The sequence below is a fragment of the uncultured Lacinutrix sp. genome, assembly GCF_947500325.1.
Taxonomy (GTDB): domain Bacteria; phylum Bacteroidota; class Bacteroidia; order Flavobacteriales; family Flavobacteriaceae; genus Lacinutrix.
The window spans coordinates 36284-50469 of record NZ_CANMRQ010000015.1; the positions used below are offsets into that span (position 1 = coordinate 36284).

14 protein-coding genes are annotated in these 14186 nt (G+C 31.6%); 9 read left to right on the forward strand and 5 right to left on the reverse strand.

The genetic code is table 11. The annotated features are described in order from the left end of the window. Positions 1–48: 48 nt before the first annotated feature. The 5 genes from leuS (at position 49) to Q0997_RS15335 (ending at position 5532) form a co-directional block, all read left to right on the forward strand. The gene (gene leuS / locus Q0997_RS15315) at positions 49–2865 is read left to right on the forward strand and encodes a leucine--tRNA ligase (protein WP_299890352.1); all 2817 of its coding nucleotides are present in this window, start codon (positions 49–51) and stop codon (positions 2863–2865) included. Then, positions 2858–3826: a hypothetical protein gene (locus Q0997_RS15320; protein WP_299890354.1), complete on the forward strand. Its 969-nt coding sequence runs from the start codon at positions 2858–2860 to the stop codon at positions 3824–3826. The genes leuS and Q0997_RS15320 overlap by 8 nt, the downstream gene beginning before the upstream one ends. Positions 3827–3842: 16 nt before the next feature. Then, positions 3843–4202, forward strand: a complete 360-nt coding sequence (locus tag Q0997_RS15325) for a hypothetical protein (protein ID WP_299890355.1) — start codon at positions 3843–3845, stop codon at positions 4200–4202. 19 nt (positions 4203–4221) lie between these two features. Then, positions 4222–4743 (forward strand): hypothetical protein, encoded by a 522-nt coding sequence (locus tag Q0997_RS15330; protein WP_299890356.1) that lies wholly within the window; start codon positions 4222–4224, stop codon positions 4741–4743. Positions 4744–4818: 75 nt separating this feature from the next. Beyond that, positions 4819–5532 (forward strand): zinc metallopeptidase, encoded by a 714-nt coding sequence (locus tag Q0997_RS15335; protein WP_299890358.1) that lies wholly within the window; start codon positions 4819–4821, stop codon positions 5530–5532. 54 nt (positions 5533–5586) lie between these two features. Here Q0997_RS15335 and Q0997_RS15340 read toward each other — a convergent pair whose 3' ends face one another. From Q0997_RS15340 to Q0997_RS15350, 3 genes are all read right to left on the reverse strand, one after another. Then, the gene (locus tag Q0997_RS15340; protein ID WP_299890360.1) at positions 5587–6270 is read right to left on the reverse strand and encodes a response regulator transcription factor; all 684 of its coding nucleotides are present in this window, start codon (positions 6268–6270) and stop codon (positions 5587–5589) included. Beyond that, positions 6260–7057 (reverse strand): sensor histidine kinase, encoded by a 798-nt coding sequence (locus Q0997_RS15345; RefSeq protein ID WP_299890362.1) that lies wholly within the window; start codon positions 7055–7057, stop codon positions 6260–6262. Before Q0997_RS15345 ends, Q0997_RS15340 begins: the two co-directional genes overlap by 11 nt. A gap of 614 nt (positions 7058–7671) precedes the next feature. Next, positions 7672–8118 carry a hypothetical protein gene (locus Q0997_RS15350; RefSeq protein WP_299890364.1) on the reverse strand — a complete coding sequence of 149 codons (447 nt, stop codon included), beginning with the start codon at positions 8116–8118 and terminating at the stop codon, positions 7672–7674. A gap of 193 nt (positions 8119–8311) precedes the next feature. Between Q0997_RS15350 and Q0997_RS15355 the strand changes: the two genes are divergently transcribed. Together Q0997_RS15355 and Q0997_RS15360 are read left to right on the forward strand one after the other, a co-directional pair. Then, on the forward strand, positions 8312–8875 hold the full coding sequence (locus Q0997_RS15355; protein ID WP_299890365.1) for a phage tail protein: 564 nt from the start codon (positions 8312–8314) through the stop codon (positions 8873–8875). Positions 8876–9006: 131 nt separating this feature from the next. After that, the gene (locus Q0997_RS15360) at positions 9007–9981 is read left to right on the forward strand and encodes a T9SS type A sorting domain-containing protein (protein WP_299890367.1); all 975 of its coding nucleotides are present in this window, start codon (positions 9007–9009) and stop codon (positions 9979–9981) included. Positions 9982–10044: 63 nt separating this feature from the next. On the opposite strand, the gene Q0997_RS15365 is transcribed toward Q0997_RS15360, so the two are convergent. Beyond that, entirely contained in the window at positions 10045–10515 is a 471-nt protein-coding gene (locus tag Q0997_RS15365; protein WP_299890369.1) for an Lrp/AsnC ligand binding domain-containing protein, read from the reverse strand. A gap of 91 nt (positions 10516–10606) precedes the next feature. After that, entirely contained in the window at positions 10607–11971 is a 1365-nt protein-coding gene (locus Q0997_RS15370) for a saccharopine dehydrogenase C-terminal domain-containing protein (protein ID WP_299890371.1), read from the reverse strand. A gap of 78 nt (positions 11972–12049) precedes the next feature. On the opposite strand from Q0997_RS15370, the gene Q0997_RS15375 reads away from it, so the two are divergent. Further along, complete coding sequence (locus Q0997_RS15375; RefSeq protein ID WP_299890373.1) at positions 12050–12454, forward strand: DUF423 domain-containing protein; 405 nt, start codon at positions 12050–12052, stop codon at positions 12452–12454. A 38-nt stretch (positions 12455–12492) separates the two neighbouring features. Further along, entirely contained in the window at positions 12493–14109 is a 1617-nt protein-coding gene (gene pckA / locus Q0997_RS15380) for a phosphoenolpyruvate carboxykinase (ATP) (RefSeq protein WP_299890375.1), read from the forward strand. Positions 14110–14186 lie beyond the last annotated feature (77 nt).

The following is a 14186-nucleotide window of genomic DNA, read 5'->3' on the forward strand; positions in this document are numbered from 1 at the left end:
ATTATAATAAGTTTAAATTTGCGCTTTAATTTCAGGAAAAACTTTAAGATGCAATACCATTTTAACGACATAGAAGCCAAGTGGCAAAAATATTGGGCAGAGAACGAAACGTTTAAAGCTTCAAACAATAGCGATAAACCTAAATACTACGTACTCGATATGTTTCCTTATCCATCAGGTGCAGGATTGCATGTTGGGCATCCATTAGGCTATATTGCTAGTGATATTTATGCGCGTTACAAACGCCACAAAGGGTTTAATGTATTACATCCGCAAGGCTATGATAGTTTTGGGTTACCAGCTGAACAGTATGCGATTCAAACTGGACAGCATCCAGCAATTACAACAGAAACAAATATTGCTACTTACAGAAGACAATTAGATCAAATAGGGTTTTCTTTTGACTGGAGTCGTGAAGTTCGTACAAGTAATCCAGATTATTACAAATGGACACAGTGGATATTTATTCAATTATTCGAATCGTATTATTGCAATAATGAAAATAAGGCAAAAGATATAAATGAATTGGTGTCAATTTTCTCTTCTGAAGGGAATGCTAATGTAAATGTAGCTTGTGATGATGATATTGAAATATTTTCTGCCGAAACATGGAATGCGAAATCATCTGAAGCGCAACAAAAAATATTATTACAATATAGATTAACCTATTTAGCTGAAACAGAAGTGAATTGGTGCCCAGCATTAGGAACTGTATTGGCTAATGACGAGATTGTAAATGGTGTGTCAGAACGTGGTGGGCATACAGTAGTGCGTAAAAAAATGACGCAATGGAGTATGCGTATTTCTGCATATGCCGAAAGATTATTACAAGGTTTAGATACTATTGATTGGACAGATGCTTTAAAAGAAACACAACGTAATTGGATTGGTAAATCTGTTGGGGCAAGTGTAACGTTTCACGTCAATGGACATGATGATAGAATAGACGTATTTACTACACGTCCTGATACAATCTTTGGTGTGAGTTTTATGACGTTGGCGCCAGAACACGATTTAGTATCAAAAATTACAACTGTAGAACAAAAAGCAGCAGTTGAAGCTTATATAGAAAAAACTGCAAAACGAAGTGAGCGTGACCGTATGGCAGATGTAAAAACCATTTCTGGTGTATTTACTGGTGCTTATGCAGAACATCCATTTAGTAAAGAGCCAATTCCAATTTGGATTGGTGATTACGTTTTAGCAAGTTATGGAACAGGAGCAGTAATGGCTGTGCCATGTGGAGATCAAAGAGATTACGATTTTGCAAAGCATTTTAATATCGAGATTCCAAATATTTTTGATGGTATAGACATTAGCGAAGAAGCCTTTGCATCTAAAGACAATGTAAAAATAGCTAATAGCGATTTCCTAAACGGAATGAACTACAAAAAAGCAACAAAACGTGCTATTTATGAGTTAGAACAATTAGGGCAAGGCGAAGGTAAAACCAATTACCGTTTGCGTGATGCTGTATTCTCAAGACAACGTTATTGGGGAGAACCATTTCCTGTGTATTACGTTAATGGCATGCCACAAATGATTGAGGCAAAACATTTACCAATTCAATTACCAGAAGTAGAAAAATATTTACCAACCGAAGAAGGCGAACCACCATTAGGTCGTGCAGATGTTTGGGCTTGGGACACCAATACAAATACTGTTGTAGCAAACGATAAAGTTAATAACGAAACAGTATTTCCATTAGAATTAAACACAATGCCAGGTTGGGCAGGCAGTTCGTGGTACTTTTTCCGTTATATGGAAGAAGCAAATAGAGATGGTGTTTTTGCAAGTGAAGATGCGCTTAAGTACTGGGAAAATGTAGATTTGTACATTGGTGGAGCAGAACATGCAACGGGCCATTTATTATATGCACGTTTTTGGGTGAAATTATTAAAAGATCGCGGTTTTGTAAATGTTGAAGAACCTTTTAAGAAATTAATAAACCAAGGAATGATACTTGGTACAAGTGCTATAATCTATAGGGTTTCTGGAACAGAAAAATATGTTTCAAAAGGATTGATAGGAGATTATGGCGTAGAGGAAATACGAGTTGATGTTAATATGGTTAATGCTTCAGATGAAATAGATATTGAAGCTTTAAAAAAATGGCAACCTCAATATGCAAATGCAGAATTTATTTTAGAAGATGGTAAATACATGGTAGGCAGAGAAGTTGAGAAAATGTCTAAACGTTGGTTTAATGTTGTTAATCCAGATGATATTTGTTCTCAGTATGGCGCAGACAGCTTAAGGCTTTATGAAATGTTTCTTGGACCATTAGAACAGTACAAACCATGGAATACTGCAGGTATTACAGGTGTACACGGTTTTCTTAAAAAGCTATGGAAGTTATATGTTGGAGAAAATGGTGTAAATGTAACAGATGTAGAACCTACAAAAGACAACTTAAAAACATTACATAAAACCATAAAGAAAGTACAAGAAGATATTGAGAATTTCTCTTTTAATACGTCGGTATCTACCTTTATGATTGCTGTTAATGAACTAGGAAAGCAAAAGTGTACAAGTAAAGCTGTTTTAGAACCATTATTGATTTTAATATCTCCTTATGCGCCACATATTGCAGAAGAATTATACAGTCAATTAGGTAGTAGCGAGTCTATCTCAACAGCAGTTTTTCCTAAGTTTGACGAAAGTCATTTAGTGGAGAGTAACAAAAATTACCCTATTTCATTTAATGGTAAAATGCGTTTTACATTAGAGTTACCAATGGATATGAGTAAAGACGATATAGAGAAAACAGTAATGGCTCATGAAAAAACAATAGCACAATTAGATGGTCGCGAACCTAAAAAAGTAATTGTGGTTCCTGGGAAAATTGTAAATATTGTTGGCTAAAATAGCAATACATATAGTTTTCTTATTGTTGCCATTAGCGATTTGGTCACAATCTTATGTAGGGCATATAGGTAAGTATCCAATTCATTTACAAATTAATACTTATGTAGATGATAAAGACGAGTCGAAAGGAAAGTGCGATGGTTATTATTTTTATGATTCTAAATTAATAAACATACCATTAAGTGGCGTGTATAATAAAGAAGATGTTGTCTTAGTAGATGGCTATCATTATTTTGAAGATAGCGTAGAGTCTGCAGGAGAAGTTTTTACACTCAAAAAAAAGGAGGATCAACTCATAGGGAGTATAAAATTAAAAGAAAAAACACATAAGGTCGTTTTAAACAAAACTGATAAAGACCCTTTAGAAACCTATAGAAATCAAAAGTTAACCTTTGTAAAAGATAGTGTATCTACTTATAACGATAAACAATTAGTTTGGTTTCATGAAAAATGGTCTAAAACCCAATTGTTTAGATTAGGTAATGGTTTTTCGAAAGCACAAAGAGCAGTGTTTAATCCAATTTTAGATGAGATACATTTAGATGATGCTAAAGTCATGTTAGAATGTAATTCTTGGTTTGAATTGTCGTTAGTAATTAATTTGGTTAATAATAATTTTGTAAGTTTTTCTAAATTTTATAGTGTTTATTGTGGAGGTGCACATCCATCACATGGAAATAACGGCTATAATTTTGATTTAAATAAATTAACTCATGTTGATGCTATTGAAACATTATATCCTAATGTTGATTTTTTTGAATTATTAAAGAAAAAATATTATGATGCAGAAGATATACACCAACAAGATTGCGAAGTGTTTACCCAAGCTTCAAATTGGGAATTTAAAACATGGAATTTAACTTCTAAAGGCGTGATGTTAACACCTAGTTATCCACATGCAATGACACCTTGTGAAGATGCTTATTTTTTAACTTATAAAGAGTTAGAAAAAAAATAGATATAAATTAAATAGTATGAGATTTAAGCTAAAAAGAAATAATAAGATTGGATTATTTTTCTTTATGGCTTTTGTAATTAGTTTGACACTAATTTATGTGTTTGAAGAGCAGTTTGACAAGAATACATGGCAAACCGATCCACTTACACGATACAAAATGGTTGATGATATTATTGAAAAAAGAGTATTTATAGGTAAAACTAAGCAAGAAATAATTTCACTTTTAGGAGAGCCATATGAGATCAAATCATCAGAAAGCAACTATTTTATTTATAAAGTAGGAACACCTCCAAGTTTTTTTAAGACTAAAAAACAGTTTCTATTAATCGTTTTTAATAATCAAGAGGTTGTTAAAGTGTCTCAAGCTGAAGAATAATGTTTTTTAAATTAAAATCATGAAATATATACTTTCAATAGTAATTGTATTACTTAGTTTTTCCGCGGAAGCGCAAACAGAAATAAAGACGTTTCCACAAGATTATTTTGGTATATATAAAGGCAATTTAGAAATTACCAATGCTAAAGGGAAGAAAAGTATTGGCATGGAATTTCATTTAACCAAAACAGATTCTGTTGGGATTTATAATTACAAAATTGTCTATATTTTTGATGGTAAACGTAATGATAGAAATTATACCTTAAAAACTATTGATGCGCAAAAAGGAGAATATGTTATAGATGAAAATAATGGTATTATTTTAAGAGCTAAATTGGTAGATAATGTACTTTATAATGTATTTGAAGTTGAAGGTAATTTATTAATGACAACAGAAGCTTTTTTTGAGGATTATATGACGTTTGAAATTGTATTTTCTGCTAAACAAGCTAAAACAATTACTAAAACTACTGAAGATGAAACAGAAGTTATTAGTTACCCCGTTACTGTAACACAAAAAGCAAGATTAATAAAGCAGTAAAACTGACAAGTTTTCAAAAAAACAGATTGGCTTACTTTTTGTTATCTTTAAACTAGAATTTAAATACAATATATTATGATGATGACAGGACATATGGGCTACTACATATTAATTGGTGCAATTGCATTAGTAAGTAGTTTAGTAAGTGGCCAATTAAAAAGAAAATTTGCCCATTACTCAAAAATACAGTTACGTAATGGCTTAACTGGTAGAGAAATCGCCGAAAAAATGCTAGCAGATCATGGCATTACAGATGTTGAAGTTATTTCTACTGCAGGTCAATTAACAGATCACTATAACCCAGTAAACAAAACGGTAAACTTAAGTGAGGTTGTTTATAATAAAGCTAATGCTTCAGCTGCAGCTGTAGCTGCACATGAAGTTGGACATGCTGTACAACATGCTACAGCCTATAGCTATTTAACAATGAGATCTAAATTAGTGCCAATAGTACAAGTAACTTCAAAAATGTCACAATGGGTTATTTTTGGAGGTATTGCTTTAATGGCAAGTCAAGCCATGGGTGCAATGGGACAATATGTTGCTATAGCAGGATTAGTGATGATGGGAGCAGCAACATTATTTAGCTTTATTACATTGCCAGTTGAATACGATGCTAGTAATCGCGCATTAGCTTGGTTAAAAAATAAAAACATGGTCTCTCAAGAAGAGTATAAAGGTTCTGAAGATGCACTTAAATGGGCTGCAAGAACGTATTTAGTGGCAGCAATTGGAGCATTAGCCTCTTTATTATATTGGGCATTACAAATTCTTGGAAGTAGAGATTAACTAAAAAAAAACGCTGACAATATAAAAGCTCCTAAATAATTTTAGGAGCTTTTTTTAATTAAAAGTGTCATTTTCTAAAGACACTAATTTATTTTTTAAAGCGTAAATTACTAGACCAGCAACATTTTTAGATTCTGTTTTAAGTAGTAAATTATTGCGATGTCCTTCTACTGTTCTTGGGCTAATAAAAAGTGCTTCTGCAATGTCATTAGTCGTTAATTGCTTGCAAATTAGTTCTAGAATTTCTGTTTCACGTTTAGTAAAGTAATTTGTATCAAAATTAGATTTTACTTTTTTATCTGCAGGGTTTACAATACTCTCATGAATGTATTGCATAACTTGTTCATCGTAATAAAACCCTTTATCTGAAACCTCTTCAATTGTTTTTATCATTAGTGCAGGAGTGCTGTTTTTTGCTAAATAAGCAACAGCTCCAATAGATATCATATTTAATATAAAGGGCTTGCTAAAGTAACTTGTTAGTGCTATAACTTTAAGATTTGGAAATTCTTTTCTAATCAATTTTGTGGCCTCAACACCATTAAGTTCTGGCATTTTTAAATCTGTAACTACAATTTCTGGAAGTTCTTTAGCCTGTCTTAATGATTGTATTAAATCCTCACCGTTTTCAGCATCAAAAAGCACTTCTATAGTTTCATTACTTTCAAAAATGGCTTTTAAACCTTGTCTAAATAAAAGCTCGTCGTCTGCTAATACTATTTTTATTTTATTGCTCATAATTACAACGTATTATAAATTGGCTTCCACTATTTTGTGTACTATCTATTTTTAATTCTCCATTTAAAATTTTAACCCTACTTTTTATGTTTTGAAGACCTATGCCTGGTTTTTCTTTAACATCTTTTACAGTAAAACCTATACCATTATCTTGATACCTTAAAATAAAGCCAGTAGTGTTTTGTTCCATATAAATTACCAATTCATTGGCTTTGCCATGTCTTATAGAATTGTTAATTAGCTCTTGCACTATTCTAAAAACATGTAATTGATTAGTTCTAGATAATTTTGAAAGCTTTTCTATATTACTTTCAATATCAATATTAGTATTTGCTGTACATTCTTCAAATAATTCTTCTAGGGCAGCTTTAAGCCCAAATTTGTCTAAAATAGGAGGTAGTAAATCGTGGGCTATTTTACGAGAACTTTCTAGAGTGTTAGTTGTTATATCTAATATTTGTTCTAATGATTGTTTCTGTTTTTTTCCTATAGTTTTATCTACTAGAAGCACATTAGTACTTAAACTAACAATATTTAGTTTAGAGCTAATAGCATCATGTAAATCTTGAGCAATACGGTTACGCTCTCGTTCTTGTATAGCAATTGAGGTTTGCAATATTTTTTTTTGATTTTCTAATTTTAATGCAGCTTTTTCTAATTCTTTTTGAATTATTTTTCGTCTAGAGTAATGGAAAAATAGAATCAGTCCAGTTGTAACCAAAACTAGAAAAATAATACCGTATACTAATGCTTGTAATATTAATTTTTCCATAAACTCTTTTTCCATTCAATTAATATTAATAATAGATAGCCAACATAAAAAACTTTATTTAAAAACCAAACATTAAAAGCAATTGAAGAATCTATTTTACTGATATAGTTTCCTAAAATAAATATGAGTGAGCTAACCGATAAGTAAATTAGTATTCCTGCATTTATGTACATGAATTTGCCTGGTTTACTTAAGGAGTTATACAAATGAATAATTGAGTATACAATAAGAGGAAAAGAAGTTAATAAAATTTCTAAAAGATTAAATTTATTAAATAAAGTAAAATCATTAATATATTGAATAATAATTACTGTTGAAACAATAAAAAAAATAACATTAACCCAATTCCTCTGTTGTTTTGTATAATTTTCCTTATAAAATAAAGACAAGAAAATAAATTGAAAAATAAAATAAAAATGCGATAGAAATAAGTTGTTTTTTACATCAAAAACAATAACAATTATAATACTTGAAAAAAGTATCACAAATGTTATTATTAAATAAATAACAAAATACTTTAATGCTTTAGACTTGTTTTTTAAGTAATAACTAGTAAAAAGTATAGTGTTAACTAGAAGTAAAAAAACACCAAAATATTTAAAAAAACTATCGATTAACTTCATTAATTATTATAACAATGGGCTGTTTTCATCACATTCGTTAGGACAAGGTGCAGTAAAATCAAAAACACCACTGTCTATTCTGCTTGATAATAAAGTATTTATAGTTAAGTCTCTTGCATCTATAGAACCTACTGGTATTGCGCCTTCAATAATATCTCTGTGCTTTCCTGTAGAATCTGTTTTTGTGCCTACAATTAATAATTTTTCTCCGCCACCTTCTTTTGTGTTTTTATCTATTGCCATGTAAGCCCGAACACCTGAATTATCTATATCATTTAACGTGTAATTTTCGCTGCCTTTTACTGGTACTAATACATTCATTTCTTTAAGAGCCTCAATTAAGTCTACAGCAGGAATTAAAAAGGCTTTACAGTTATCTGGACAAGTTGTTTGCCATCTTCTAGCCCATTCTTTTGCTTCTATAATGTTTACAACATTTTTTGCATTACTCATTTTTTTGGTTTTTTAGATGTTAATAGTTAATAATAGATAAAACTAAACATACTAATCCATATAAAAAACAGTATTTGTAAAAACAGGTGTTTTTACTTGGTTGTAACAATCCGTAGATGCACGGTTAAATAAATTAGACATTGGGTATAGCTTTGTAGAACTATTAATTACTAATTTAAAAAACTTAATTATTATGGACCCATTTATTGGACAAGTTATGATGTTTGGCGGAAACTTTGCGCCTAGAGGTTGGGCGTTTTGCAACGGTCAATTATTAGCTATTTCAAGCCATTCGGCTTTATTTTCTATTTTAGGAACAATGTACGGAGGAGATGGTAGAACCACTTTTGGTCTACCAGATTTAAGAGGTAGAGTAGCAAAAGGTATGGGTAATGGCCCAGGGCTAAGTACTGTAACAGAAGGCGAAAAAGGAGGTAGAGAAACTGTAACATTAACTATTAATGAGTTACCTAATCATAATCATGATGGGACTAGTCTTAGAGGAACAAGTACTATGCCTTGTAATGAAGAAGATGGAGGGACTAATGATGCTGCAGGAAATGTACTAGGTAATGCTGCTTCAGGAACGCCATATAACAGTGATCCAGCAGACAGTGCTTTAGGAGCTACTGGAGCTGTTTCTATCACAGGAAATACAGGAAATACAGGTGGGCAAAGAGCTTTTAATATAGACAACCCTTATTTAGGAGTAAACTATGTTATTGCTTTAGAAGGGATATTTCCTTCAAGAAGCTAATGTTATGAGATAAATATTATCCTTTTTAATATCATCTCATCCTACCTTGTGATGATATTAAAGAGGGTATTTGTCTTAGAATAATATATAAATACTACCTTTATACTTATTATCCTTAATCAATAATTATTATGAAAAAAAATTACTTATTATTATTACTAATAACTATCTCTTCAAGTTATGCACAAGTTAGTCAAGATTTTGAAGGTATTACAGGAATTGGGTTTACTGGAGCTAACACGTGTTATTATTTTGACGCAGATCAAACAACAGTTCATGATCTCGTAAACTATGTGGGGCCTTGTGGGGAAGTCGTTGTGACCTCACCAGATTCATCTCCAAGCACATTAGGATTTACTAATTCTTTAAATCCAACTGGTGTAGGGTTTTCAGATTTTGATGCTTTTGGTGTAGCTAATGCATCTGGAGTAGCTTCACAAATGCCAGAAGGGCCTATAGAAGGGAATAATAGCTTTGTAATGGAAGATACTGACGGTGAAATTACTATGCGATTTAATCTTGTAAATTTATCTGGTACTATAAATCCTGAAGTAAATTTGAAGTATCGTTTAGAAACAACATCATGGGAAACAACTGATATTTTAAAAGTGTATGTTGAAATAACAGGATGTGCAGCCGCAACTACGGTTACATTGATTGATATTTTTGGTACCGGTTTTGACGCAGTTGAAGGACCAATACAAACATTAAGTGCAAATCTTAGTGCTTATGTGGGTTGTAATGCACAGCTAGTTATCGAATTTGCTTCAAATTCATCTTCTGAAGAGATGATTTTAGATGATATTAATTTTACTGAAGGAGCTCTAGATAGTACACTTTCTAATGAGAATTTCACATTAAATAGCACATTATTTACGATTTACCCTAACCCATCAAATGGAAACATTACTATTAAAAATTCTGGTATTGCTTTAGATAAAGTGCAAATTACAGATTTAAATGGACGTGTTGTTTTTGGCCAAGATTTAAATGGAATTACAGAGGATAAAGAGTTAAATTTAAGCTCTAAATTATCTTCAGGTATGTATTTAATGACTTTAACATCTAATAATATAGCTACAGTTAAAAAATTAATTATAGAATAAGTTAATTATAACTAGCCTCAAAAAAACTTTAAAAAAGAGCTTCTAACATTAGAAGCTCTTTTTTTATATTTTAATTTGTCGTTCTATTTGTTGATCTAAAGAAATAAAGGTTTCTGTTCTAGAAACTCCGGTTATAGATTGAATATCGTTATTTAATAAGTGCATTAAATGAGCGTTATCTTTACATAATATTTTAATAAAAATACTCCAGTTTCCAGTAGTATAATGGCATTCTAAAACTTCAGGTATTTTTTTAAGCTGCTTAACAGCTTCAGGATTACTTACGGCTTTGTCTAGATAAACGCCTACAAAAGCCATAGTAGTATACCCTAATACTTTTGGGTTAATTATAAATTTAGAGCCAGCAATTAAACCAGATTTTTCTAACTTACGAAGTCGTTGGTGTATCGCCGCACCAGAAATACCTACTTGTCTAGCAATTTCTAAAACAGAGGTACGGGCATCTGCCATTAACGCACGAAGTATCTTTTTATCGATACCATCTATATGAATGTTTTGATTTATTACTTTCAAGTCTTGTTTTTGTTTTCAGATTAAAACATAAAAGTACTAAAATGATTTAATATTGTAATTCTAATGTAATAGAACTAGCTTTTGGTGCTCTTCAAACATTTAAAGGGTTATATCCTAAGTATGGTACTTCTTTTTCATTAAAAACAACACCATAATCTTCTAATTCTTTTAAAATAGGTTCGTATACCTCTTTTGTAATTGGAACTAATACACCTGGTGTTTTTATTTTTCCATTAAGTATAGCCATAGCTGCCATTGCTACAGGTAAGCCAACTGTTTTAGCCATGGCTGTATAGGTTTGATCTTCACCTAATGTAACCATTGTTGCATCAATTTGATGCTTCTCTCCATTAAGTTCGTAACCAAACTTATGGTACATTACAATCATATCTTTATCATGTTCATCTAATGTCCAGCTGTCCATTAAAATCTTTTGAAGTATTTGTGCAGGAGTTGCTTTTTTAAGTTCAACCATTTTGTTTGGGTTAAAAATATCTAGTTCAATAAATTTATCCCAAATAGTATCATCTTGATCTATTTTTATAGCATGCCTAAACTTAAGTTCTACAGAATCTGTTGGGCTATATGGTAAAAACGAGTTCACAAAATCACGATAACTCATGTTTTCACTATCATCTATTGTATAACTGTCGTCTGTCATGCCTAAAGCAGCTAATACTTGCCAACCACGAGAAAACCCTACGCGACGTATTGTACCTCTATATAGTGTTTTAATATCTTCTAAACCATAAACACTTTGGTATTTTAAAGAATCTCGATTGGCATAAGCTTCAAAACGACCAAAACCATCTATTTCTAAAAATTCAGTTCGCCTAAATAAACGATTGTATGGAATGTATTTATAAGTGCCTTCTTGTAAAAATTTAGCAGCACTTCCTTGACCTGCTACTACTACGTTTCTTGGGTTCCAAGTAAATTTATAGTTCCAAAGATTATTATCACTTTCAGGAGCAACTAAACCACCAGTAAACGATTCGAATAAAATCATTTTCCCACCTTGGTCTGTAATACGATCAATAACTTGCATAGCACTCATATGATCAATACCTGGATCTACACCAATCTCATTCATGAAAACTAAACCCTTTTCTTTTGCAGCTTCATCTAAAGCTTGCATTTCTTTACTTACATAGGATGCAGTAACCATGTTTTTACCATAAGTAATACAGTCTTTGGCAACTTCTATATGAAAACGTGCTGGAAGCATTGAAATAATAATATCTGCTCCTTTTACAGCTTCAACTCTTGACTGTTCATTAAAAACATCTAAAGTAATAGCAGTTGCATTTTTATGGTTTCCTACTAATTTTGAGGCATTATCAATGTTTAAATCGCCAACGGTAACGTGAAGGTTTTCACTTTCAGATTTGTCTAATAAATATTTTATTAAATAAGAGGTCGATTTTCCAGAGCCAATAACTAAAATCTTTCGCATAATGAGATTTGTTGAGTAATTTTGTTCTGCGAATGTAATAAAATGCAAACGTTATTTAAACTCAAATATTAAAATATTATGAATAGAAAAATATTAATTTTAGCAACAATTTTTGGTTTGCTAGCTGTTGTTATTGGCGCTTTTGCAGCTCATGGTTTAAAGCCATTACTTTCGGTTGATGCAATGCAGTCTTTCGAAACTGGAGTACGCTATCAAATGTATCATGCCTTATTGCTTTTATTTATTGGTGTTTCTAAAATATTATCTATAAAAACAAGAAAAATAATATACTATTTGGTTGGTGCTGGAGTTTTCTTTTTTTCGGGATCTATCTATCTTTTAGCCACAAATACATTATCTACTATAGATTTTAAAGTGATTGGTTTTATTACACCAATTGGAGGTGTCTTACTTATTGCTGCATGGATAGTCTTGTTAATAAGCTTTTTAAAAAGTAATAAGATTTTTGAGGAAATCTTATAATAATGTGTAATTTTGCACCTTAAACAACATACTAAATTATGGTAAACCATACAAAATCTGCGAAATCGATTTCGTTAGAAAAATACGGTATTAAGAATGCTAATGTTCAATACCAACTATCTCCTGAAGACCTACATGATGTTACTATTGAGAAGAAGCAAGGCGTTCAAGCCTCTTCTGGTGCTTTAGCTGTTAACACAGGTGAGTTTACTGGACGTTCACCTAAGGATCGTTTTATAGTAAAAGATGATATTACTAAAGATCGCGTTTGGTGGGGAGATATTAACATTCCGTTTGATTCGGATAAATTTGATAAACTTTATGATAAAGTAACAAATTACCTTTCTGAAAAAGAAGTATTTGTTAGAGATAGTTATGCCTGTGCAGACGAAAATTATAAATTGAATATTCGTGTTATTAACGAATATCCTTGGAGTAATATGTTTGCATATAATATGTTTTTGCGTCCTACTGAAGCCGAATTAGAAAACTTTTCGCCAGAATGGACTGTAATAAACGCACCAGGATTTATGGCAGTACCAGATGAAGATGGTACACGTCAACATAATTTTGCCATTTTAAATTTTACAAAAAAGATTGCCTTAATTGGAGGTACTGGTTATACAGGTGAAATTAAGAAAGGTATTTTTTCTGCGTTAAACTTTATTTTACCAGTTTTTAAAAATACATTACCAATGCATTGTAGTGCAAATGTTGGTAAAGATGAAGATACTGCCATTTTCTTTGGGTTATCTGGAACTGGAAAAACAACGCTATCTACAGATCCTAATAGAAGCTTAATAGGTGATGATGAACATGGTTGGACTGCAGAGAATACTGTGTTTAATTTTGAAGGTGGTTGTTATGCTAAAGTAATTAATCTTTCAGCAGAGCAAGAACCGGAAATTTATGATGCTATTAAAAAAGGAGCTATTCTTGAAAATGTGATACTAAATGAAGCTGGAGAAGTAGATTTCGAAAATACCTCTATTACTCAAAATACAAGAGTAAGTTATCCAATACACCATATAGAAAACATTAAAAAGCCATCAATAGGAAGAAATCCAAAAAACATTTTCTTTTTAACTGCTGATGCTTTTGGAGTATTACCTCCAATTTCAAAATTAACACCAGCACAAGCTGCTTATCATTTTATCTCTGGATATACTGCTAAAGTAGCAGGGACAGAAGCAGGAGTTGTTGAGCCTCAACCTTCTTTTTCTGCATGTTTTGGCGCGCCTTTTATGCCATTACACCCAACTAAATATGCTGAAATGCTTAGCAAAAAAATGTTAGATGCTAACGTAAATGTATGGTTAGTAAACACTGGTTGGTCTGGTGGTTCTTATGGTGTTGGTAAGCGTATGAAGCTAAAATATACTCGTGCTATGATTAATGCGGTCTTAAATGGTGATTTAGGATTGTATAATTACGATGACTACCATATCCATTCAGTATTTGGAGTAGCGCAACCAAGATCTTGTCCTGGTGTTCCAACCGAGGTATTGAGCCCAAGAACAACATGGAATGATGATAAAGCGTATTATGATACAGCGTTTAAATTAGCAAATGCATTTAGAGAAAACTTTAAGCAGTTTGAAGATAATGCTAGTGAAGAAATAAGACGTGGTGGACCACAACGTTATGGGTATTAATTAGAATAGAATATCTATTTCTATAAGTACAAAAAAGGCTTCTCATTGAGAAGCCTTTTTTGTATTGTATTATTAAA

Coding starts and splice junctions, on each gene's coding strand:
- leuS (WP_299890352.1), top strand. CDS start 49: ATGCAATACCATTTTAACGACATAGAAGCCAAGTGGCAAAAATATTGG.
- Q0997_RS15330 (WP_299890356.1), top strand. CDS start 4,222: ATGAAATATATACTTTCAATAGTAATTGTATTACTTAGTTTTTCCGCG.
- Q0997_RS15370 (WP_299890371.1), bottom strand. CDS start 11,971: ATGCGAAAGATTTTAGTTATTGGCTCTGGAAAATCGACCTCTTATTTA.
- Q0997_RS15335 (WP_299890358.1), top strand. CDS start 4,819: ATGATGATGACAGGACATATGGGCTACTACATATTAATTGGTGCAATT.
- Q0997_RS15340 (WP_299890360.1), bottom strand. CDS start 6,270: ATGAGCAATAAAATAAAAATAGTATTAGCAGACGACGAGCTTTTATTT.
- Q0997_RS15355 (WP_299890365.1), top strand. CDS start 8,312: ATGGACCCATTTATTGGACAAGTTATGATGTTTGGCGGAAACTTTGCG.
- Q0997_RS15375 (WP_299890373.1), top strand. CDS start 12,050: ATGAATAGAAAAATATTAATTTTAGCAACAATTTTTGGTTTGCTAGCT.
- pckA (WP_299890375.1), top strand. CDS start 12,493: ATGGTAAACCATACAAAATCTGCGAAATCGATTTCGTTAGAAAAATAC.
- Q0997_RS15325 (WP_299890355.1), top strand. CDS start 3,843: ATGAGATTTAAGCTAAAAAGAAATAATAAGATTGGATTATTTTTCTTT.
- Q0997_RS15345 (WP_299890362.1), bottom strand. CDS start 7,057: ATGGAAAAAGAGTTTATGGAAAAATTAATATTACAAGCATTAGTATAC.
- Q0997_RS15350 (WP_299890364.1), bottom strand. CDS start 8,118: ATGAGTAATGCAAAAAATGTTGTAAACATTATAGAAGCAAAAGAATGG.
- Q0997_RS15360 (WP_299890367.1), top strand. CDS start 9,007: ATGAAAAAAAATTACTTATTATTATTACTAATAACTATCTCTTCAAGT.